The 23032-nt window shown below is 32.0% G+C and carries 24 protein-coding genes; 2 read left to right on the forward strand and 22 right to left on the reverse strand.

Features of this window, described 5'->3' with window-relative positions; genetic code table 11:
• Nucleotides 1-336: hypothetical protein (locus ACFE0M_RS14520; protein ID WP_434546503.1), on the forward strand; the 336-nt coding region annotated here is incomplete at its 5' end.
• A 60-nt stretch (nucleotides 337-396) separates the two neighbouring features.
• Here ACFE0M_RS14520 and ACFE0M_RS14525 read toward each other — a convergent pair.
• The 3 genes from ACFE0M_RS14525 to ACFE0M_RS14535 form a co-directional block, all read right to left on the reverse strand.
• On the reverse strand, nucleotides 397-675 hold the full coding sequence (locus tag ACFE0M_RS14525) for a Txe/YoeB family addiction module toxin (RefSeq protein ID WP_434546504.1): 279 nt from the start codon (nucleotides 673-675) through the stop codon (nucleotides 397-399).
• A complete protein-coding gene (locus ACFE0M_RS14530) occupies nucleotides 675-944 on the reverse strand; it encodes a type II toxin-antitoxin system Phd/YefM family antitoxin (RefSeq protein ID WP_434546505.1) in 270 nt (89 codons plus the stop codon). Before ACFE0M_RS14530 ends, ACFE0M_RS14525 begins: the two co-directional genes overlap by 1 nt.
• A 113-nt stretch (nucleotides 945-1057) precedes the next feature.
• Nucleotides 1058-1300, reverse strand: coding sequence for a hypothetical protein (locus ACFE0M_RS14535; RefSeq protein WP_434546506.1), 243 nt, complete (start codon nucleotides 1298-1300; stop codon nucleotides 1058-1060).
• Nucleotides 1301-1738: 438 nt separating this feature from the next.
• Between ACFE0M_RS14535 and ACFE0M_RS14540 the strand changes: the two genes are divergently transcribed.
• Nucleotides 1739-2806 carry a hypothetical protein gene (locus ACFE0M_RS14540; protein ID WP_434546507.1) on the forward strand — a complete coding sequence of 356 codons (1068 nt, stop codon included), beginning with the start codon at nucleotides 1739-1741 and terminating at the stop codon, nucleotides 2804-2806.
• A 320-nt stretch (nucleotides 2807-3126) separates the two neighbouring features.
• Here ACFE0M_RS14540 and ACFE0M_RS14545 read toward each other — a convergent pair whose 3' ends face one another.
• From ACFE0M_RS14545 to ACFE0M_RS14635, 19 genes are all read right to left on the reverse strand, one after another.
• The gene (locus ACFE0M_RS14545) at nucleotides 3127-4209 is read right to left on the reverse strand and encodes a glycosyltransferase family 4 protein (protein ID WP_434546508.1); all 1083 of its coding nucleotides are present in this window, start codon (nucleotides 4207-4209) and stop codon (nucleotides 3127-3129) included.
• Nucleotides 4206-5441, reverse strand: coding sequence for a glycosyltransferase family 4 protein (locus ACFE0M_RS14550; protein ID WP_434546509.1), 1236 nt, complete (start codon nucleotides 5439-5441; stop codon nucleotides 4206-4208). Before ACFE0M_RS14550 ends, ACFE0M_RS14545 begins: the two co-directional genes overlap by 4 nt.
• Nucleotides 5431-6171 (reverse strand): glycosyltransferase family 29 protein, encoded by a 741-nt coding sequence (locus ACFE0M_RS14555; protein WP_434546510.1) that lies wholly within the window; start codon nucleotides 6169-6171, stop codon nucleotides 5431-5433. The genes ACFE0M_RS14550 and ACFE0M_RS14555 overlap by 11 nt, the downstream gene beginning before the upstream one ends.
• Nucleotides 6168-6800 carry an HAD family hydrolase gene (locus ACFE0M_RS14560; RefSeq protein ID WP_434546511.1) on the reverse strand — a complete coding sequence of 211 codons (633 nt, stop codon included), beginning with the start codon at nucleotides 6798-6800 and terminating at the stop codon, nucleotides 6168-6170. The genes ACFE0M_RS14555 and ACFE0M_RS14560 overlap by 4 nt, the downstream gene beginning before the upstream one ends.
• Nucleotides 6778-7476 (reverse strand): cytidylyltransferase domain-containing protein, encoded by a 699-nt coding sequence (locus ACFE0M_RS14565; protein ID WP_434546512.1) that lies wholly within the window; start codon nucleotides 7474-7476, stop codon nucleotides 6778-6780. The genes ACFE0M_RS14560 and ACFE0M_RS14565 overlap by 23 nt, the downstream gene beginning before the upstream one ends.
• A 254-nt stretch (nucleotides 7477-7730) precedes the next feature.
• On the reverse strand, nucleotides 7731-9275 hold the full coding sequence (locus tag ACFE0M_RS14570) for an aldolase catalytic domain-containing protein (RefSeq protein WP_434546513.1): 1545 nt from the start codon (nucleotides 9273-9275) through the stop codon (nucleotides 7731-7733).
• A 5-nt stretch (nucleotides 9276-9280) separates the two neighbouring features.
• A complete protein-coding gene (locus tag ACFE0M_RS14575; RefSeq protein ID WP_434546514.1) occupies nucleotides 9281-10324 on the reverse strand; it encodes a hypothetical protein in 1044 nt (347 codons plus the stop codon).
• Nucleotides 10321-11184: a glycosyltransferase gene (locus ACFE0M_RS14580; RefSeq protein ID WP_434546515.1), complete on the reverse strand. Its 864-nt coding sequence runs from the start codon at nucleotides 11182-11184 to the stop codon at nucleotides 10321-10323. The genes ACFE0M_RS14575 and ACFE0M_RS14580 overlap by 4 nt, the downstream gene beginning before the upstream one ends.
• A gap of 7 nt (nucleotides 11185-11191) precedes the next feature.
• Nucleotides 11192-12184, reverse strand: coding sequence for a hypothetical protein (locus ACFE0M_RS14585; protein WP_434546516.1), 993 nt, complete (start codon nucleotides 12182-12184; stop codon nucleotides 11192-11194).
• Nucleotides 12185-12188: 4 nt separating this feature from the next.
• Nucleotides 12189-13565: a glycosyltransferase gene (locus ACFE0M_RS14590; RefSeq protein WP_434546517.1), complete on the reverse strand. Its 1377-nt coding sequence runs from the start codon at nucleotides 13563-13565 to the stop codon at nucleotides 12189-12191.
• Between the two features lie 2 nt (nucleotides 13566-13567).
• Nucleotides 13568-14140, reverse strand: coding sequence for an acyltransferase (locus tag ACFE0M_RS14595; protein WP_434546518.1), 573 nt, complete (start codon nucleotides 14138-14140; stop codon nucleotides 13568-13570).
• Nucleotides 14141-14193: 53 nt separating this feature from the next.
• On the reverse strand, nucleotides 14194-15213 hold the full coding sequence (locus ACFE0M_RS14600) for an N-acetylneuraminate synthase family protein (RefSeq protein ID WP_434546519.1): 1020 nt from the start codon (nucleotides 15211-15213) through the stop codon (nucleotides 14194-14196).
• The gene (locus ACFE0M_RS14605) at nucleotides 15210-15902 is read right to left on the reverse strand and encodes a cytidylyltransferase domain-containing protein (protein ID WP_434546520.1); all 693 of its coding nucleotides are present in this window, start codon (nucleotides 15900-15902) and stop codon (nucleotides 15210-15212) included. Before ACFE0M_RS14605 ends, ACFE0M_RS14600 begins: the two co-directional genes overlap by 4 nt.
• A gap of 4 nt (nucleotides 15903-15906) precedes the next feature.
• Nucleotides 15907-16452, reverse strand: coding sequence for an acyltransferase (locus tag ACFE0M_RS14610; protein ID WP_434546521.1), 546 nt, complete (start codon nucleotides 16450-16452; stop codon nucleotides 15907-15909).
• 36 nt (nucleotides 16453-16488) lie between these two features.
• A complete protein-coding gene (locus tag ACFE0M_RS14615) occupies nucleotides 16489-17586 on the reverse strand; it encodes a glycosyltransferase (protein WP_434546522.1) in 1098 nt (365 codons plus the stop codon).
• 3 nt (nucleotides 17587-17589) lie between these two features.
• Entirely contained in the window at nucleotides 17590-18444 is an 855-nt protein-coding gene (locus ACFE0M_RS14620) for a polysaccharide pyruvyl transferase family protein (RefSeq protein WP_434546523.1), read from the reverse strand.
• A 9-nt stretch (nucleotides 18445-18453) separates the two neighbouring features.
• Nucleotides 18454-19764 carry an ABC transporter ATP-binding protein gene (locus ACFE0M_RS14625; protein ID WP_434546524.1) on the reverse strand — a complete coding sequence of 437 codons (1311 nt, stop codon included), beginning with the start codon at nucleotides 19762-19764 and terminating at the stop codon, nucleotides 18454-18456.
• Nucleotides 19765-20304: 540 nt separating this feature from the next.
• The gene (locus ACFE0M_RS14630; protein ID WP_434546525.1) at nucleotides 20305-21099 is read right to left on the reverse strand and encodes a sulfotransferase family protein; all 795 of its coding nucleotides are present in this window, start codon (nucleotides 21097-21099) and stop codon (nucleotides 20305-20307) included.
• A gap of 706 nt (nucleotides 21100-21805) precedes the next feature.
• Nucleotides 21806-22999 carry an ATP-binding protein gene (locus ACFE0M_RS14635; RefSeq protein ID WP_434546526.1) on the reverse strand — a complete coding sequence of 398 codons (1194 nt, stop codon included), beginning with the start codon at nucleotides 22997-22999 and terminating at the stop codon, nucleotides 21806-21808.
• Nucleotides 23000-23032 lie beyond the last annotated feature (33 nt).

The following is a 23032-nucleotide window of genomic DNA, read 5'->3' on the forward strand; positions in this document are numbered from 1 at the left end:
TCCGATATACAAAACTGTTATCTCACACAAAATGCTATTCCTACCCTTTCCTTGTTTTTTGCCAAATTTATCTATTATTTCGTTGCTGGTAAACTGAATCAAACATACGAGAGGCAAAAGAAAACAAAAGTTTATCAGCTAAAGCTGATTTGGAACCGCGAAGGCGCTAAGAAATATTTAAGACTTGGACAGTCTAAGGCTGTATGGGAACCACAAAGGCACAAAGACACAAAGAAAATTCAACCACAAACTTACCTTCTTATTCCGTATAGAATGCCGATGTCGAAAAGGAGGACAACTGAGAGGAAAAACCTTTTTTCCTTGCAAAACAATTAGTCCTCCTGCTTAATCTAATCCGAGCGTTCCCGATTAAAATACGAGACGACTTTGCGGTTATTATTTATCATCGTAGTGGAATCTACATTGAATAATTACGCATTTTTGATCGATTCCTTTTTTGCCACTTACTTTGTAAACAAGCCTATGCTCTCCGCTTATCCTTCTAGACCAAAAACCTTTTAGACTATGTTTTAAAGGCTCTGGTTTTCCTGTACCTGTAAATGGGTTTTGTCTTATTGCATTTAGAAGATCTTTAATTTTCTGGACATTAGAAAAATCATTCTCAATCCAATAACTTAATTCTTCCCAAGCTTTCTTGGTAAAAACTACAATCATTAATGAGGTATTTTAATATCATCTTCATTGAACTCGATCAACTCGGAATTTTCCATTTCCTCAATGGATTCACGTAAACGGTTTCTGTTAGCCTTTGTAGAAAGCAAGTGTTCAGTTTCTTTTAAAGAATTGTATTCGGCAATTGAAATCATCACAACACCTTCATCTTCATTTTTACCTGGTAAAATTATAGTTTCAAATGACTTAGAAACATCATCAAGATATTTAGTGAAATTTTTACGGAAATTGGAAATGGTTAAGGCCTTCATTCAATTATCATTTACTTGCAAAAGTCTAAATTAATTAAAAAAGTTCAAATACTACTAATCTAGGAGGATTGATTATTTGTTTCAATTCATAATTCCTTAATTATGAATTAAAACTAATCCCATTTATTAATTACAGCTTTAAGATCCTCTGCTTTGATCACCCTACCCTTTCTAGAATCTTCCATGGATTTATCAATTCGTTCATTAAGCGCTTCTATACTCATAGGCTCAATTTTTTCTTCAATTGATTCCGCTCTTCGTTTTTTCAAAAGCTGTTCTAAACTACTGATGATATCTTCATTCTGCAACTTCAGAAATTCTTCTATAAATGATATTTTCCTTGCTTCTAAGTTCATAAGCTATAGCTTTAATCAATAAAACAAATTTACAAAAAATTAGATTCAATCATTATTATCTTTTTACACTTTTCAGTTCCAGTTCACTAATCATAATTTTTGACTCTCCATTAGTTAATCAGCTTTTCCTACCTCAATTACTAATTCCTTAATTATTAATTACTAATTATTAATCTTCGTGCCTTCGTGTCTTTGTGGTTAATCACAGCCTTTGGCTGTCCATTATTTGTTATCTTTACATCTTAACCATATTTTTGTCCAATGTTATACGGCATCTTCATCATTATCCTCTCCTACTTTATCTCTATGCAGGTAATAGACCGCTTGATGCCGGTGCGAAGAGGTTTACCCCGTCTTAATCGGGGCCTCCCCAACCACAGCGCCAAGGACAATAAATTCTTAAAAAAGCTTTTTTGGTATCACCTGTTTTTGTCATTTGTGTATTTTATATACGCCACATTTAATAGATCAGATTCAAGCTACTATTTTTATAAAATCACTACCTTTTACAGAGGTCCTGAATGGGGAGATTTTTATGGGACATCCACCAAATTTATTGAATGGTTTGGTTATCCTTTTATTCATGGCCTAGGCTTTACCTATGAAGCCATGATGGCTTTATTTTCCTTTTTTGGTTTCTTAGGATTTGTATTTTTTTATAAATTTTTCAGGGAACGAATTGCATTTAAAACCTCCCTTTTCGGATTTGACCTTTTGTATTTAATCTTCTTGCTGCCAAACCTGCATTTTTGGTCAGGTTCTTTTGGAAAAGGCTCTTTTATATTTCTTGGTATTGGGTTATTATTTTACGGCCTAAATAATATACCTAAGAGATATTGGATTTTATTAATCGGTGCCTTAATTACTTATCAAATTAGGCCACACGTTTTATTGGTGATTTTAGCTTCTTCTTTGATTGGATTTACATTTAGTTTCAAAGGGCTTGGATGGGGCTTAAAGCTTTTGATGATTACCGTTGCCACAATAACACTAGGATTTATCTATCAGGATGTATTAAGTATGGTAGGTTTAGAAGCTGAAACTTTAATAGAAGAAGGTCTAAATATGGATAGAAGAGCTGGAGAATTATCAAAAGCCACTTCAGGATTAGATATAACCACTATGAGCCTACCCGAGCAAGTTTTCACTTTTCTATTTCGCCCACTATTTTTTGATGCTCCTGGGATGTTGGGCATCATCGTTTCTTTTGAAAATGTATTTTTATTGCTGGTAACGCTGGTCTTTATATTTAAGGGAGGGATCTGGTATATTATTAGAGGAGATTTTGCCGTCAAAACTGCTTTTTTTAGTTTTATTACAGTTTCAATTGCATTAGCTCAGATTTCAGGAAATTTGGGGATTGCCATTAGGCAGAAAAGCCAGGTGATGATACTTTTTCTCTTTGTGATCATTCAGATGTATGATGATAAGAAGAAGCAGGCGTTCAGGGCAAGAGTGAGGGCGGCTAAAAGAAAGGCTGGGAAACCAGCTAAAGCTGGTAACTAACCATGACTTGTCCCGACCCATCGGGAAAGACACTAGAACTGACGGCCAAGGGCCGTATTTTTAACCACAAAGGCACGAAGGCACTAAGAAATTCAGCTAAAGCTGAAAAAATAATCTCGGAGAACCCGTCCCGCATTTTACATCGGGAGCCGCAGTGACGCAAAGATAAATATAAAGAAAATATAACGAAGGAATTGGTAATCCCTATTTTTCCACCTAAATTATTAATTATTCAATCATTAATTACTAATTATTACTCTTTGTGTCTTTGTGACTCCCGACTTGCAGTACGGGACAGGTTATGTGGTTCAAATATAGCCTTAGGCTATTATCTCTTTGTATATGGATTCGAAGTGTTTTGCTATTTTGGGCATCAAGAATTCTTCTTGGATGAGTTTTTGGGCATTTTGACTCATTTTTTTTCTTAGATTTTGGTTATTTAAGACTTTTTTGACCTTGGCGACATACGCAGCTTTATCGAAGTCTTTGACTACATAACCATTTTGGTCATTATGTACTACCTCTGGTATACCGCCCACTGCTGAGACTATCACTGGTTTCCCACATGATAGCGCTTCTAATATAACACCGGGCAAACCTTCAATTTTAGACGGCATCACCATAATATCTGCGGCTTTTATGTAAGCTACTGCTTTGTTTTGATAGCCCCAGAACTTTATATTTTGGTCTATTCCTAAGTTTTTGGCTTGCTCTTCTAATTGATTTCTAAGTGGTCCATCCCCTATCAACCATAATTCATTTTCTTGATCTTCTTTTAAATATTCAGTGAAAATATCTAAAAGAAAGTTATGATTTTTTTCTTTTACAAATGAGCCAACATTAATCCATACTTTGTTATAAACCGGCTTTTTATAAGGGATTAGATGACTAAAATCAAAAGTACCAATAGTTCCAGTTGCTGAAATATCTTTAGCTTTAGGAAATAGTTGAATAAGATCCTTCCTACAATTCTCACTGACTGAAATGGCAAAATCCATTTGGCTTAGAAAGAATTGATTCAACCACAAATGAGGCTTTGATTGGATAAAAGAAGACATCTTATTAGCATTTCTGAATACTAATTTAGCCTTCCAATTATAAAGTCTTTTGGAGATAGCAGCATATTTTAGGGTATCCCCTGCATTGGCTTGAACTATATCGTAATCTTCCCTGTCAATTATATCTGCAAGCTTTTTATAAGCTTTAAAATCCCAAAATCTTTTACTTTGAGTAGCCGAGAGTGCTTGAAAATTCAAATCATATTCCAACCTTTGATTTTCATTTCCAAACAGATATAAAATATCTATTGAATGTCCTAAGGTTTGTAATTCTTCTGATAACTGACAAGCAAAAATTTCAGCTCCTCTTAATTGAGGTTTTTGTATGATTTGAAGTATTTTCATTTTCTTTCAAAATATTTTTCGATCTCCTTCAAATCTGCCTCCCATGATCCATACTTCTTATGCATCTCTAATCCTGATTTACTCAACTTAGTTCTCAGTTCTTTATTATCCAGCAATTCTGTAATTTTTTTTGATAAATCATCTGAATTACCTGCTTCATAGAATAACGTATCTTTTCTATTGCTATACCTCTTATTCAAATCCCCAGCTCTAGGAATTATTGTAGGTTTTCCTAACGCAAAATATTCTTGTAATTTTAAGGGTGAGTAATGAAAATCTTCACTGGACCTTGCGCTTACAATCCCGATATCAAAGCAAGAAATCCATTCTGGTATTTTGCTATAAGGCTGGGTATCTGCAAAAATCACTTGATCAGAAATACCTAAATTATGTACGAGCTTTTGAATTGGAATATACTCCTGACCATTTCCTACTAAAATTAGACATAGATCGGTCCGTTGAGCACAAAGCTTCGCAAATGCATTCACCAATGCATCTAAACCATGAAATTTTCTAAAGCTTCCAGTCCATCCTATTACAAATTTATTTTCTAAATTATGTATAGATCTAACATTTACATCACTTATACTAGGATGAAAGAGGACTGAATTTATTTTATTGTGAACTACTCTAATTTTATTCTCTGATACTCCAAAACTGACTACTTTTTCTTTTACTTTTTCTGAAATACACAAAACCAAATCGGCTTGTTTTAGTGATTTGACTTCGCTATTTTTTTCTAGAAACCAACCCCAAATACCACGATTCACACCCCATTTTTTTGCTTCCCATACTACTGGAGCATCTACTAATAAAATGAATGGGATACTTAATCTCTTAGCTAGTTTAAAGCCAACGCCAGAAAATAGATCATGCCTTTCAATGATATATTTAATGTTTGACAAATTTAAGTTTGATTCTTTTTCAACTGGCCATTCGTTTGGCCTACTTAGGTAAAGCTTTATATCCTTTATAAATGTAATTAAGATCTCTGGTATAAATTTTCGGAGTATTGATTTTTGACTCGATGATTTAAAAGATTTGCTTGCATAGTTTGCCAATTCTAGTGTTTGATCTGCTGTTAAATTCCTGTCTCGCGTACATACTATAGAATTGCCCCATAAATTCTCAGCAGCTTTTGCCCATCCTCCGATCATGATCCATATTCCTGCGGCTCCTTTCCATTCCTGACTTGAGCGTGTCACCACAAAAAGTGCTCCCCTATTCTTCATTTCTACTCCCTTCAACTATCATCTGTAACTGTTTATCAAAATGAATTTTAGAGCTTGGAATTGAATTTATTAACTTTAAAAATTCTTGATACTCAAGATTGGGATCATGGATTCCCTGATCCTTAAGATGTTTTTTATTAGCTTTCATATCAACCAAGTGATCTCGATAACCTATAGAATAAGGCGTTTTAAAAAAAGTGAACCCCGTAATAAAAACTTCTTTACATGGAGCATTTAAGGCACACCAAAGCGAAGCATAGCCCATAGTCGGCTTAAGATCGCCAAAAGGCTGAATCATTTTTTTATACAGTGAAGGTTGTAAGATAAATGTTCTATTCCACTTCAGGTATTTCTTATAGAAATTATAATTTAATCTGATTCCTGAAAAATCACTATTAGGATTGACTACATAATTAATACCCCTGGAATCAAACAGAGAAAAATCTAATTTCCCTCCTCCGCTATGCTCATTTTCATAGAAATTATGAAATAAAACATCTGTTTTAGTCCCTAAATATTCTTCATTTTTTTCATTCCAATTTACAACTGCTTTATTTATTCTAATAACAATATCAAATTCATTGATGTACTTACCATTTTTCTTTTCAAACGCAGAATCTGCTGCACCAATTATTGCGACTCGCTTATTTTTAAAAACTGAAAGGGGATTAAAAAATCTAAGATTAAAAGGTAATATAAGAAGGCCTAAAAATGCTTTAATAAACTTCATGAAACACCTTTAAAATTTTCAATATAGTTTGAGGATAATGATTTTAATTCAGAATTATTAAAGCCATAAAAAGCAATATCATTCACTTTTGCCGCTTCATAATCATTAATGGAATCTCCAATTAATATTGATTCTGTTGGGTTTATGTTTTCTTTCTTTATTAGGTTTCTCACAAGGTCATTTTTGGGAGTTGGAGAACCATATACACCTTTAAAATATTGATCTATTCGTACAGAATTGCAAATTTCTCTTAACTCTGACTGATCAGAGCCAGAAACTATAAACATCCTATAGTTCCGAAAATTTTGCTCTATAAAATTAACTGTCTGATTTATTAGATAATCAGGGCTTTTGAGTTTTTGAAGCATTATGGCTGAAAAGCTGCCTGCTAATTCCTGTACTTTTTTATCACTTACTTCTTCCTTTCTAATCTCTTCAAAAAAGTAACTAAACTTGACATAACGCGACAAGCCACCATTAGCTTTATGATAGGCTAATAATTGATTGACTTGATCTTTTGGAAAATCTTTCAACACTTCTTCAAAACCTTGATCACGCACTGGCATTGAATCCATAATCACCCCATCAAAATCCCAAAAAATGGTTTTAATTCCTGTAAAGTTTATCATATATAGCTTCTGCAATTAAAAAATCTTCCTCCCAGTCAATATCGAAGGATTCTATTTGATTTTGAGTGTATAAATAGGGCTTAGATCCTATCCTATCAGAATTACTTAGGTAAATATCTCTGCATGCCATAAATACAGCATGATTTACTTCATACAAAATAGGTAAATCCTGTGTTCTTGGCCATTTACCATCTTTATGTTCATAATTGATAATTTTGGCTTCACTATTCAAAATGAAATTCTGCAATTCCGTCACAGTAATCAATGAATCATATCCTTCTTCTAATTTTTTAAAATATTGATTCACTACTTGATCATAAACTTGAGCCGTTGCAAAAGGTGTGGTAGCATGTCCCCATAAAATATGCCCATCCTTTATTATGGTGGGGACATATTTAATTAATTCGCTCAGCGGAGTACTGTCCAAACATAATTCCTCAGGTCTCTGAATTACTTTGATCTTGCTTTCAGAAGGATCTAAATCTTTTGCTATTCCTATACTGATTTCGTCATTAGTCGAAAGCACAGTTTGATCGATCTTTTTAGATTGGAGCAATTGCTCTAATTTTAATTTGACCAATCCTCCTTCAATACCGGCAAAAGTACGTGTGTTTTTATTCTTTACGCGCTGGCTTCCTTTGCGGATAGGTAAGAAAAAAGTGACTTGTTTACTCATTTACTGATTTTTTGCATGTAAATTATTAATTTCTAATTCTGCTAAATTAAAATTCATATAACACCCCTACAGTCCCCTCAAGGGGACAGTCTCACAGATTGAAGTTTGTACAATATTTCAAACTTAATCACTATTTACATCAACTATTTCACCAACAAATATCAATACAATGATAAAGAATCAAATTAAAAAGATAAATAAAATCGGTGCGTCTCCCCCCTTTGAGGGGGGGAAGGGGGGTGTTTTTGACTCATTCACTGCAATAAAGAATAAATGGACTCGACTTCAAGGTTTCTATAATGTGTAGGCGTTAAAGAGGTTATTTTTAAATCTGTATTCTCTTGGAAATCCTGGAAGATAGTTTCATTTTCTTTAGATAAAGCTAATTCAGTTTTAGTGATATAACCCTCTTGATAGCCATCATAGCCTACTAAATAAATATTTTTAGCTTTTAAATTAAGTGCTGTTTGCAAGGCCAAGACCGTATGTGCATCTTTCACCAAGTCGGTAACGGTGATTTCTTTTAGTTCAAAACTTTTTCCCTCTAATGCCTGAGGAATATAGGTTCCCATTTTCCTTGGAAATGGAGGTAAGACACATTCCCCTGAAAACCCACCTAAATCATCAAAAACTTTTTCTAAACGATGGCCTTCGCTACCTACCAAACAAAAATACTGTGCTACGGATAAGTTCTTATAGTAACCCGCATTTTTACTACTGGCATGTATAATACAAATTCTTTCATTTCTATTGATAAATTCTTGTGCAGCATCTGAATGAAGGGCAGCATTTGGCCCGCCTCCTATCACTACCACCTTGTCAAAAGATTTTCGAGGTTCAAAAAGTGCTAATTTTTGATTGTCCTTTTGATTATCCTTTTGATTTTGAAGTGCTCTGATAATGCTATTAAAGGAGTAAAAACGTTGAGTCACCCAATCCATTACTTCTTTTTGAGGAAGAGAATTGGCTCCTGACACCATGTAAGGAAGGTTGGTACCCCATTCATGCTGCCTTTGTAAATTTTCAAAAGCTGAAACCACATTACTTAGGCTATTAAAGTCAACATCTACCCCAAATTTAGAATTCAGTGCAGTCAATAATAATTCCGTTTTTAAATTCCCTGCTCCTCTGCCCATGCCCGTTACAGTTGCATCTACTATATCTGCACCACATTCCAAGGCTGTTAAAGTATTGACTAAAGCCAGTTCCAAATTATTATGTCCGTGAAAACCTACATTCGCATCAGTTTTTGACTTTACTAAATCAAAAGTGTTCTTCACATCCTGTGGATATACACCCCCAAAGGAATCCACCATATAAAAATAATCGGCTAAGCCCGAGACTTCCTGGATTTGGTTCAAAAAATCTTTCTGTTCATGCCAGGTGGACATATACATCACATTAAAGCCCACTTCAAAGCCCATCGCTTTTACAGCTTCTGCCAAACCTAAGGCACGACTAAAGTTCTGAGGGTCAATGGCCAATCTCACCATAGTGACTAAGCCAACACATGGTGACAATAAATCCTTTACATGCTCATTTTGAATATCTTTTTCATTCAAAATAATGACCAGTTTTTTATCTGACCACTCTTTTGCCTGTTCCATCACGAAAACAGGGCAATAAAAATATTCCCCCAAGTAATGCTTCATAGGAACACTTCTATAACCAATTTCTAAATATTCAGCTGGCAACTGATTGAAGGATTTAAAATAAGTTTTCACTAATTCTTTATCAAAATCCCAGTTAGTGTAATAGCCTCCGTCACGAAGTGTGCAGTCAAGTAATTTAGTTTTCATCGTCTCTAATTTCTATCCATTTTAAGGATCTTAAATAATTCCTTACGTATAATTTTTAAACTCCTTTTAAGTGAGCTCTTTTGTACATTTTGTAAGTATTTGCTATAAATTTCTAATTGCGCATTAGAAAATGAAATAGTTTGCTGAATTTCGACATCTTGTTTATTTATGTACTGCCATTGTAATGCTTCATTAACAGGAAGTAGCTTATTAATCTCCTCAAATAAATTTCGGTATTTTAACAGGTAATCTGAAGTCTTATTTATTAAGTTTTCAATATAGGATTCCTCATTGGGCTTAAGATTATCGTCTAATGCCAATAATTTCACAAGAAAACTCTTATACTCATTAGGAAAAAGTATAGGTCTAAGTAGGTGCCCTAAATAAATATCAGAAATATTTAAAGACTTGTTTACAGTCTCATTTTTTATGAAGGGTGACCAGTTATAGCCAAGCCATTCTTCAAATACACATTTACTTAAGTGCCTTTTATTTGCAGAATAATTTCTATAACCAAAATCTGTTTCTAAAGTTGGTTTTACTTCTAAAAAATTCTTAATTATTTTATGTGTTTCATAATCATTTGCTAACCACCTTTCAAAATCTATATAATTATCTTTAAAGCGATGTCTGAAAGTAGAAATAATATGTTCTACTGGATCCCTAAAAAAAAGTAATCCTTTAAGCTCAATATCTTTTCCTATTAATAACTGCTCAAAGCTTAGCCAATTTGCAGCATGATATTGAAATAGATGAAAAAAACTTTCCGATGAATATAGTAGTGAATCGCAATTTTCCACCTCTGCCAATTCTTGATCATGGCTAACTAATGCAAAGGCTTCTTCCAACTTACCGAGCTTTATCAAACGAGATAATTTTAAACCGTTGCCAGCTGTTGGAACTCCATTTAGAATCAATTTAGCACGATGATCTTCAGGAAGAAAAACCCTCTCTTGCTTAAGCTCTGATTTGGCATTAGCTAACAGAGTTTGTATATAAGAACTCCCTGTTTTGTGCATTCCAAAATGGAAGAATATCTTCTTTTTCATTTCTTATGATGTTTCAGCATTACTTTAGACAAAGGCAGTATTGTATACCAGTACTTAAGTTTAAAAGTACTTATTCTCACTATAATTTCTAATAAAAAATAGGTGTATGCGTAAACTAAGTTAAATTCTTTCCAAATTAAAATAAATAGGTTTGGATAATAGTACTTTTGCTTTTTACTAAAATCATCTTGGAACGTAGAGGATTTACCCTGATAATGAACAATTTGACCTTTAGGGTAGTAAAAATTGTTCAACCCCACTTTCTTAAATTGCATACCCCATTGAATATCTTCGCAATACATAAAAAAATCTTCCTTCAGTTTCTTTTCCTCAAAAAGTTGAAGGGATGATTTTCTAAACATCAAAAAGGCCCCAGTTAACCAATGAACATAATTTGAACTATCGTCATAAACAGGACGACCTTTGATTCTAAATAACTTTCTAAATTGAGACTTTAATGTAGGGAATTCATAAAATGATTTCTGCCACGTTAAATCCTCATTGAATAATTTACATCCTATAGTACCAATAGATTTGTCTTCTTTTAACTTATTATAGCATTTTGAAATAGCATCATTTAATAACAATGTATCGTTATTCAAAAGCAAAATAACATCACTATTACTGTATTGGATACCTATATTGTTTGCCTTAGCGAAGCCTAAATTTTCTATATTTTCAATAACTTTTACAGAAGGAGATAAATCTTCTAGCTTTCTTTTATTGAAATCAGTACTCGCATTATCAACAACAATTACTTCATAAGATATGTCTTTCGTTTTGTCTATAATTGATTTTATGCATTTATAGGTATAATCAAAAGAGTTGTAATTAACTATAATAATTGAAACTAATTCCATCTAAATATCAGGGATTAATATAATAATTGGACAGATTTAACTCTTCAAAATTCAAAATTTCACAATTCGGATCTATTAATTTTGTTAAAATCTTAAATTCAGTTTTTAACTGAAAGCAATATAAAGCTAAACTACAATTGAACATATAAACAGTTGGTTTCCTCTTTATTATGATTAACTCCAAAGGTTGATCGTCAGAAATCTCAGTAAATTCAATTTGATTTTTTATAGTTTCTAATTTTACTCTTGTGCTCACTCTAACAATATTTGTATCAGAAGGATGAAATTTATAATGTATTTTCTTTAGGCCTATGGAAATCAAATAATTTATAACATTATCTAATTTTTTCAAATAAATATCAAGAGGTAATTTGTAGGAACCGTCAACAAATGCTGCCAAAACCAAAAGGTTCTCAACCTCATCAACTTTAATATTTAAATTATTAACTATGCTGAAATCATATTGTACATGATGTCTATACTCAGGAAAAGCAAAATCACCAATTTTATATACGTTAGTGTAATCTTTAGGAAAAGCAGGAACAGAGAGTAACTTAAGAAATTTATTATTAAAATATTTGAGCCAAATTAAACTTTTCCTTGTCTTTAATATATTGTTTGCTTGATTTCTCCCATAATAAGATATAAGCCCTTCCTCAATAAAATTTAATGAGTAATTATTTGGATGTTTTGTGAAAAGTTTAAGAAGTAAAGGGTGACAATGTGGAAAATAACAGTTGAATTTTTCACCATTTGTTATTTCTTCAATCCAATTCTCAATTTTTTTAATTTGAAAATGACTAATCGCCAAATGTTTTAGCTTTGAATTATAGATTTTTTTGGCAACAATCATTTTACCTTCATACTCTTTATTTATAGCATATTTAAAATTCCTATTAGTTAAAATAATTATATCATCTATAGCTATATTTTCATCTCTGATTATCGACTCTACAATTATTTGATTGATCCATGATTGAGAGTAAAAAATATACTTCATTAGATTATTTTTGAGTATTCATTAACATGTTACAAATATGAAAATCAAATCCAGAAAACACCCCAAAAGCTGTTTTCTGGTCAACAACTATGTGACTAATACTACCAGATACTAATGTTCCGCTTTTAATAAAATTTTCTTTAGTTGCAAGTACTACACCACCTACCCCTTTATATAATGCTTCCCTTTCTAATTTCGTGAATTTTTCTTGTTCTAAAATTGGCTCTAATGTATGCCCTGTATGCTGATAATACATTCTGTTATCAGGCCTAACGCTTAATACTGCATCGGATTGAAATAAGGTTATAGTATTAATTGCATCATCCATAATGTCGGGTTTTGTATAGGGATATTCTAATGAAACCGTCATGATGGCTTCGAACTCTCCATATTTTTCTTCTGCAAATTTTAAGGCTTGATCAATAGTATCCTTTAAAGTTTCATTTGGTTGAGAAAAAGCTTTTGGTCTTTCTATGACATCAACCTTCTCATGCTTATCAAAAGAAGCTTTCGCATGTTTTAATGTATCTTCATCTGCACTTGAAATTATGATACGGTCAATTTTTTTTGCCTCAATACAAGTTTCAACTTTTCTTTCCAAAATAGTTTTTCCATCAACTTTATGGAGTGGCCAGTTCACATCACCTACGAAAGCACTTCTAACTGGAATTATGCAAAGTGTACGCTTTGTTTTCAAATGTTGATTAACAAAAAGTTCCTTTATTTTTTTCCTAGTCTCTAAGATTCTTTCTTCATTGGTCGTTAAATTATTGCCATGTCGCCTGTAGGAGAATAAGGGTTGAGATACGTTTGTGACCTTATGATGCATGATAAACTTAATCCATAAATCATAACCATCCTGACAGGTGAAACTTTCATTATAGCCACCTAAATCCTTTAGAAACTCTAATCGAACCATAGTACAAGCTCCATGTGCCGGCTGATCATAAAGCGATACTTCTTTTTCGAAATTATGCCGTTTCTCTTCCCCTGTCCTCAATCCTTCAGCATTTACATAAAAATAATCAGGGAAAACTAGTCCTAATGCATCATCTTTATCCAAAACAGCGCTCATAACTTCCAATGCATTCGGTTCCAAAAAGTCATCAGCATCCAGTCGCATTAAATATTTGCCATTTGCCGTGCGCATGGCCACATTATTTGTAATGTTTAAGCCTTTGTTTTGTTGATAAATTATGGAAATTTTTTCGTGTGGTCTATATTCCTCAATAATGGCTTTACTTCCGTCTTTTGAGCCGTCATCAATAATAATAAGCTCAAAATCCTGCAAACTCTGATTTAAAACACTTTCAATTGATTGCCTTAAAAACTGCTCGTAATTATAATTAGTGATATATACTGTTACCAAAGGATTTAGCATTTCTAATTTCTTTCTTTTATAGGTTTTGCCGGGATTCCTGCTACCACTTGAAATTCTTCTACATCTTTATTAACTACTGCATTACTGCCCACTACTGCCCCTTTTTTAAGAGTAATCCCTGGCATGATAACCACATGAGTGGCCAGCCAGCTATCATCTTCCAAAACTATTGGGGCATGTTGATAGCCCTGATCTTGGACAGGTTTCGATTTCTCCGCAAATCCGTGCATACTTGTTTGTAAATATACGAATCCTGAAATCAAGCATTTTTTTCCAATAGAGATTGAATCTCCTCCATTGAAAATAGAATATAAGCCTACTCTTGTCCCACTTCCCAAAGAAATTTGAGCATTATTGGTTGAAAGTATTCTTACGCCTCTGTCTATCCTACAATTATCCCCAATCTTAATTTGACTTTTCCCATGAACTCGAATTTCAATACTTCTTCTAAACTCTACATTATTACCAATCTCCAATTTACAGCCCTTATCTATCCAAATTTTAGGAATACTATCAGTTCTAAAATTTTTTCCGATTATAATATTGGTAGAAGCATAAAAAAATTTAGTCATCATTGCGTTAAATGATGGCCTGAATTTCCTGATATAATATTGTGTGAACCGGTTTATCATTCAATTATATCCCAGCTTAGTTTTTGATGCTTTAAAATATCTTCTTTGGCTTTTTTCCCCAATACATCGTAATAAAATCGAGCATCTATCCCATGATTTGGCCTTAATACGATCGTATTCTCCTCGGTAAATTCCTCTCCCTTCTTCATATCTTTCAAAGGATAAACTGCCCTTCTGAAGGACAAATCATGACCATTTTCAATTTCAATAGGTACTGGCTGTTTAGTTTCATTTCCTTGAAGTGATATGATCAATTTAATTTCATCAATCAATAGGTGAACTTCATCTCTTGTCAAGGAGACTATATGATCCCTAAATTGCTTATTGGTTCTGTCATCGGTGAAATGAAACTCTAAGACTTCTGCACCCATAGCCACTGCATATGCCAAGGCTTTACTTCCTTCAGTATGATCAGAATACCCTATAGTTAGCCCTGTAAGCTTTTTAAAACGATTCATCACGTTCAAATGAGCATCACTTGAATTAATGGGATACATGCTGGTACATTGAAGCACTGACAGCATTTCCTTTGATTTATATATAGGATTAACTGATTGGATAAAATTAATGGTTTCCAAGACTTCTTCTTCAGTTGAAAGACCTGTGGAGATCACCATCGGTTTTCCTTTTAGTGCTGTTTTTTTGATAACTGGATAGGCGGTTAAATCACCACTACCTATTTTATATAAACTGATAAATTCATCTATCCAACTCATGGCATCAAGATCCCAAACTGAAGAAGTATAGTTTAAACCTGCATCTATTACCATTTTAGCCAGTTCTCTGTGTTGTTCTTGGCTTAATTCAAACTTTTTGAAATGTTTATTACGGTCAGGGCTCTCTACACTTGAAACTAGGCTATTCCCTGTATAAATTTGAAATTTTACATAGTCAACATCGGATTCAATGGCTAATTGAGTCAATCGTTTTGCATATTCAAAGTCCCCTTCATGGTTTCCTCCAATTTCTGCTATTAGCAATGGTCCGTGTTTTCCCTTAAATGCGTCCTTTATCATAATTCTTTTGTTGAAATAATTTCAGCTATATCTTTAATATTATATTTTGTGTGGTCTTTTTCAAATGAATTTATGATGGCGATTGCTTTTTCAAAATCCTCTTGGGTATCTATTGCAAGTTGGATACCTTCCATTTCTTTTAATTCATCATTATAAACAAAATGATAGGAATTTAACTCATTTTCATACAAATAAAGTGTTACGTGTTCTTTATATTGTTCTTCGTTAGTGATTTCGTTTAATAAATTTTTATAATGATCAAGCCTTACAACTTCAATACTCATCCCTTTGGGAAAAGTACGCCCCTTTACGTTGCTAATAAAATCGTATTGATAGGATTGTGTCAGTTTTATCATACTTTCCAATAAAGGAATATCAAGAAATAGATTGTCCCCATTAATTCTAATTAAATAATCCACCCCTAAATCGATGCCTGATTGATAAAATCGTTCCGCAACATTATCCAATGATCCTCTATAACATTTCCAGTTCTGCTTCTCGCAGTAGTTTGATATTACATCATCTGATTTTTCTTCTGAAGTAGCTATAATGATTTGATCTGATGGAAGTACTTTATTTACTCTTTCATATATGTATTTCAATAACGTTTTTCCATTAATCTCTTTTAAAGCTTTTCCTGGTAATCGACTTGAATTGTATCTAGAAAGTATAGCTACTCCTACTGTCATATTCTTATTTTCTTTCTCCTATTTTTTTAGCAGGGCTTCCACCCCATATTTCAAAAGCAGGTATATTAGAATTCACCACAGAATTGGCCGCAACAACAGCTCCTTCATTGATTGTAACACCCTTCAAAACAGTCACATTACTTGCTATCCAAACTCCATTTCCTATAAATATAGGTGCTGTTTCATTAGGTTGTTGATTGATTAGCTGAGTTCTTTCAATTTGATGATTACTATCTACTATATAAACAAATGGGGCAATCAAACAATCGTCCCCTATTTCAATTTTGGAAGATGAAAAGATGAAATTATGATAGCCAATAGTGGTTCGTTCACCAATTTTAATCTCTGATGTTTTATTGCAGCTGCAAATTCTTGCGCCCTCTTTTACAACCACTTCATCACCAACAAAAATATTTTTGGGAAACCGCATAAATTCAACCGATTTGTCAATATAAACTTTATTACCAAGTTTGCCCAGACGACCTTTTTGCCGAAATGCACGTAACTTATGTTTCCAAGTGAATTTTAGATATTGGCGTAATTGGGACATTATTTTTTATAAAATTTAAATTTCTTAATATTATTATTAATTCCCGATGACTGCTGTTTTCCAATTTTTTAAAATAAAATCAGATTCATATTTGTATAAACTTTCTTTTACATTTTTATTTAATTTTTCAGAAAATTCCTTTTTGTCAATCAATAAGTTCATTGCATGACAAATCTCAACATCATTTTTATTATTATAAAGAAGTCCATTATACTCAGACTTAATTATATGCCTAGGACCAAAATCACAATCATTGCTCACCACTGGTACACCACAGGCAAATGCTTCAATAATTACATTACCGAAGCTTTCATGTGTAGAATTTAAAATAAAGTATTTAGATTTCGATATAAATTTATAAGGGTTTTTTTGAAACCCGGCTAATATTACTTTATCCTCTAAATCTCTTTCTTTAATTAATTTTTCTAAGGATTTTCTTTGCTCCCCCTCTCCCAGTATCACTAATTTTATACTTTTATCACTAATACAATCATCAAATTTCTCTATCAATTGGTAAAAACCTTTGCTACTTGATAAGCGCCCTGCAGAAACTATAAACTTATTTTCATCAAGAATCGGATAATCATCAATAGATTCATCTCTTAATAAAAGAATTTCATCAACATCAATAGGGTTATCAATTTGCACCAATTTGTCTTTTGAAATGAAATATTCATGGCATGCATTTAAAAGTCCTTCTGAGGGTACAATTATTTTTTTTACAAATGGTGAAAGTGCAATATATTTCTGAAGGTATCTTCTGTAAAGTTTCCTTGTATAAATAAATATATTGGCATCAATGGTTAAATATGATTGATTATAAAACTGTGAAACCAATAATAAATTTAACCCTAATGAGAATGAAATAACTTTTTCTGGCTTATTTTTCCTTAGATATTTAAATAAATTAAACCACACTATTAGAGGTTTAATCCTTTTCTTGGAAATTTTATTAGCACCAATTATATCAATATTCTGATAATATTTATCTTCTATATGAAAATCAATTTTATCATTAAGCAATAATAACCTGATGTTAACTCCTTGGTCAAAAAGTTTTTTAAAAAGTATTAAAGCTACTTTTTCCGTGCCTCCTAACTTCATTGACCCTACGAAAAAACAAATTTTACTCATTGGCTATTTATTAAAAGGACAAACCTCTAATAATTTGTCAATGTCAATTGACATTTTACCTTCCCGGAATTTATCCTTCAAATTCGATAATTCAATATCTGCATTAATTTGAATTGGTTCATAAATATCTTTATTATTAGAAAGAAAATAATCATGAAATTTGAATTCTCCTCCAACTAGTCGATTATTAATCGTAATCCATAAATTGGGAATTTTATATGCATCGGCTAATATTATTCCATGTAATGATGATGAGAGTATATGATTACATTCTAATAATTGTGTTACCAAAGATTCAATCGGAGAAGTCACATCAATTACTTTGACATTGTTATTTTTCACAAAAGAATTTAAATTATCAGAATCTAAATCTGTATAATGAGGGATTATTCCATACTCATGTTTCTTAGAAACTTTTGGATGAAAAAAATTTGGAAGTAAAATAGCCGGGTCACCAAATACACTTGGACAATCAATATTATTATCTTCAAAAATCTTTTTGGTTAAAGGTCCTCTCACAGCACGTATTTCTTTTACTGTGAATTTTAAAGATTTTGGTTTTTGAATAAACCCAGATCCCCAAATTACTAAGTTATCTACTTCAAACTGATTTAATACACTTCCTATTGCAGAATGTCTTTCTTTTGATTTCCTAAGAAAAATAAAATCTTTAAAATTCAAAACTTCTTTTCCCGAAATTTTTTCTATTAAATATTTATTTAAAACATCTCCAAAGTTTTTAGTACCTCCTTTGCTGTGTGACCAATAAACTACAAGCGTATCATTAGAAATATTACTTTTAATTGTGTCAACAAGATTTGATGGTTTTAAATGATATAAAAACTTTTTTATTTGCATAATATAGTATTAGTTGAAATCTTGAAATTTCACCATTCTTTGAAAAACTTGAGATTTCTCCATCAATTCCTCAAAATTCCCGATATCATCAATTTCCCCTTTGTTAAGTAAAACTATTTTATCAGCATTTCTTATGGTTGATAATCTATGAGCAACTATTATAAATGTATATCTACCAATTAACTTTTCTATATTTTCTTGTATAATATATTCAGTTTCCGAATCAAGCGATGATGTGGCTTCATCCATAACTAAAATATCCATATTCTTATATAATTCTCTTGCAATCGAAACTCTTTGTTTTTGACCACCGCTAAGATTCACGCCATTGTTTCCTAGGAAAGTATCTTTACCATTAGGTAAACTCAATAAAAATGATCCTAATGAGGCATCCTCCATTGCTTTATTGAATTTCTGAAAATTATCAATAGTTGGTTCGTCCCAAAATGTAACATTATTAAAAACTGTATCATTGAAAATTACAGGTTCCTGAGTAATATATCCAATTTTACTCTGAAGACTCCTAACATCAAGTTCATCGTAATCAATATCATCAATAAATACACTTCCATGATTAGGTTTGATCAGTCCAACTAAAATATTTATCAAAGTAGTTTTCCCTGAACCACTTTCACCTACTATTGCTATTGTATTGTTTTTTTCAATTTCTAAATTAACATTTGATAATACATTTTTTGCGTTATAAGAAAAGGATAAATTTCTAATTGAAATATTATTCCTAAAATTCTCTAACTTTTTAATTCCAAATTTTTCCTGTCCTTCTTTTAACTCATTTGTAAATTCAGTCATATTTTCTAAAGAGCCAGAAACACTCAAAAATGTATTCCATTGACTCTGCATGCTCATTAAAAATGTTAAGGCTCTGTAAAAGAATAAAAGACTAAGTATGATTAAATTTAATTGCCCCCCTAAGTACTCAATTTGAATTATAATTACAATTACAACAATCAACATTGTAAGCGGCTCTCGAATTGCTTGAAGAATTGCATTTAATATACCTATTTTCCTTTGTGTTATTTCTATACTATTAATTTTAGTTTTTAACTTTTCTACATATTTAAAGATTAAAGCAGTTGCTTTCAAGTATTTGAAATTTAAAATTTTCTGAATTAATAAATCCTGAAAACCATGCATTTCCTCAGTTAAAATTCTTGACTTTTTCTTAGTCTTAAAATATAATTTTTTAAAAATAAAATTAGTTGAAGCACCACCAATAGTAATTAATAATGCGAATTGCGCATTTGATAGAAATGCCAGAGTTATATAAACACCAACTAGAACAGCTGCCTGAACAGTCATAAAGTATGAACTAAAAGATAAATTCACTCGGTTCACTTCACCAGTAAATGTGTTTTGAATCCTTCCAGCATTCGAATTTACAAATTCACTATATTTAAATTTCGCGAATAGATTTGCATTCCCTATTCTGACATTTCTAATAAAATATTGCTGATAAACTACCTTTAAATATCCTTGCAAGAATTTAAAAAAACCTTTTAGTGAAAAAAACACGAGGATAATCATTAATACTGAGAAAAGGCTAAATGGTATTCCAAAATATTCAATAGAATTTACTAAGAAAGAAAGATTGCCTAATTCACCTGATTCCACAGTTGATTGACTTGAATCATCAACCATTTGTAAAAGTGGGATAAACATAGCTAATCCGAATCCATCCAAAGTACCCACAAATAGGCTGACCACTAATGAAATAAAAATTCTATATCTTAAGTGGCTATAGAAGTAACTAAAAGATTGAAAATTTCTTTTTACAAAATCTTTAATAATTCTGATCATAATGTTTATAAAGACTTAACTTATTTGAGTAATTTTAAATAATCATTTGTTAAACTCAGTTAAACTCTTCTCAAATCCCACTAAATCTAATGTTTTTAATACATTTTGTATATTAGCTATCTTTTCAGAATCAAGCTTTTTGAATTTATCACCACTTACATTGTTTGGCTTTTCTGAAAATTCTCTCAATTTGACATTGAAAATAGATTCTAATTTTTCAACTTCCTCAAAATAATTATTACACAAATCATTATAATTGATAATAATTACTTTCTCAGGATACTTTTTTTTAAGCTCGTAACTTTCCTTTATGTGGGCATACCATCTCAAAGTACACTTTGATTCAATTGGAAGATTCGAAAACTCTTTTTTGTTTTCATCTGTGATACCTAAAAACGGATTTTCAACATTATTTGGTAATGTATTATACCAATTCAATACGCCTTTATGATTTAGCATGCTATACACCACCTGATACACATTTCTATTGATCCCAATAAAAAAAGCATCAGGAAATTCTTTAGTTAAATAATCAACGCTCCAAATATTTGGGTGAGATTTTTCCAATAAATAGGGCTTATCTGAAGAATAACTTAACTTTTTGTATCTTTTTGTTAGTTTAGGTAATAGATCCTTTTTTTGCTTGATATTTATATCCTTTACTAAACTGAAGTATTTTGGGTCTTCAAGCAGCAATTCTACTGATGGATTATTTTGAAAAATTCTACCCAAAAAATGTGTACCCGATCTTCCAGATCCAATAACGAAAATAAATCTGGAATTAACTTCTGATTTTTTATTATTGCTATTAAATAGATTTTTTAGACTTGAAAGCATTATTTCAAAATTAAAGGAATATGGATTTTATTTTAATGTAATGAAGATTCAAAAAAAATTCTGTGCCTTTAAGTGCTTTTTAAATACAAACCAGTACAGCAAGAAGCTGAGGGGTAAGAAGAGAGCAAATTCGAAGGAATTAAAGAGCATGTTTCAGTAATGAGTATTTATTTTGGTTGACAGCCAAAGGCTGTTTATTTAACCACATAACCTGTCCCGCACCGAAGGTCGGGAGTCACTAAGACACTAAGAAAAAAAGACAGCCAAAGGCTGTTTTCCATTGGTCATAGCAACAACTACCTCAAAAGCCTTTGGCTTTAATAATATTCACTTTGTGCCTTCGTGTCTTCGTGGTTCCCCTAAGCCTTGGGCTTTCAAACCAGTACAGCCAATTTATCCCGTATTTATCGGGAAAGCTGAGGGGTAAGAAGAGAGCAAATTCGAAGGAATTAAAGAGCATTAGTCAGTAATGAGTAATGGGTAATGAGTATTGAGTACGGTTATAAGTTTTAAGTAGTAAGTTTTAAGTTTCAGGTGTTTTATAGGTTGACAGTTTATCAGGTTTTAATAGCACTTGGTTTTTCTATAAAAATACCTTTGCGACTCCCGACTTTCAGTACGGGACAGGTTGGTGTCTCCCGACCTACGCTGCGGGACAGGTTATGCGGCTCAAAAAGCCTTAGGCTTTCAATCAGTATAGCCAATTTTAATATAAGAATCCAAAAAGCCAAAGGGGTATTTTATTGGCGTAACCAATTTCAATATCATCTAAAACCAAATAGGCATTATTCAATTCTGCAATTTGAGATTGATTTTTGTTTTTACCACCTATTTCAAAAATATATTCCTTGTCAACCTTATAATCACCTTTTTCTGGATAACTAATTTCATGTTGATAGGCTAACTGATTAACAAAAAAAGTTTCTCTCAAAGTCCCTTTATCTACTGTTTTACTCAAAGCGTATGGGATATTTGTATTATCAGGTAATAATTTATCAGGCTTTTGAAAACGAGTAATTCCTTTTGCCTCTTTATTTAAAATTCTAATTAATTGCGCTTCTTCAAGATAATCAATGTAGAGCAGTAATGTCTTTCGATTTAGTCCGATTCTCTCTGCCAATTTTGTAAAATTTGGAACAAAGGGAACTGATTCTGACAAAACCAATAAAAGCTGTTTCAATTTTCTTGCATAGCTTATATCAGTCTTTCTTAACATTGGCAACTCAATTTCAAGTATCAAATTAACTACCTCGTTAATTTTATCATGGTAATATTTTTTGGACTGAAGATAAAAAGGATAATAACCACTTGTTAGATATTCATTAAAATAGGCAAAAGGTTTTATTCTATTTAAGATATCGGAAGCAATTTTCGCATGATGAGTTACAATATCAGTCAATGAAAGGACATCAAATTGTTGTTTACTTTCTATTGTAAGAAATTCTCTAAAAGAGAGTCCTTGCATGTGAAAAACTAATACCCTTCTGCTGAGGTCAGCTCTAGCATTAAGGATTTGCAGAAGAGAAGAACCCGTAAAAACTACTTTCAGATCATTAAAATCATCATATATATTTTTTAGTTCTTGCGACCAGTTTGGGTATCTATGCACCTCATCCAAAGCTAAAAACTTTCCACCTTGCTTTTGAAAATCACTTGCCAAATCATATAAGCTGTTTTCCAAAAACCAAACATGATCTAAACTTGCATATAGATATTCCCCACTTATAGTAGGATCATTTTTCTTTAAATATTGAAGTAATATAGTGGTTTTACCAACACCCCGAGTTCCCTTAATTCCAATTAAGCGTTCGCTCTCATCTATAAATGAAATCATGGGCCGGATATATTCCAACCCGATTCCAGATAGTTTTAGCGAATATTGATTAAAAAGTGCTTGCATTTTGTTCGTTATAATGAACGATTAATAACAATA

The organism is Marivirga sp., assembly GCF_051117495.1.
In the GTDB taxonomy this organism is placed as follows: domain Bacteria; phylum Bacteroidota; class Bacteroidia; order Cytophagales; family Cyclobacteriaceae; genus Marivirga.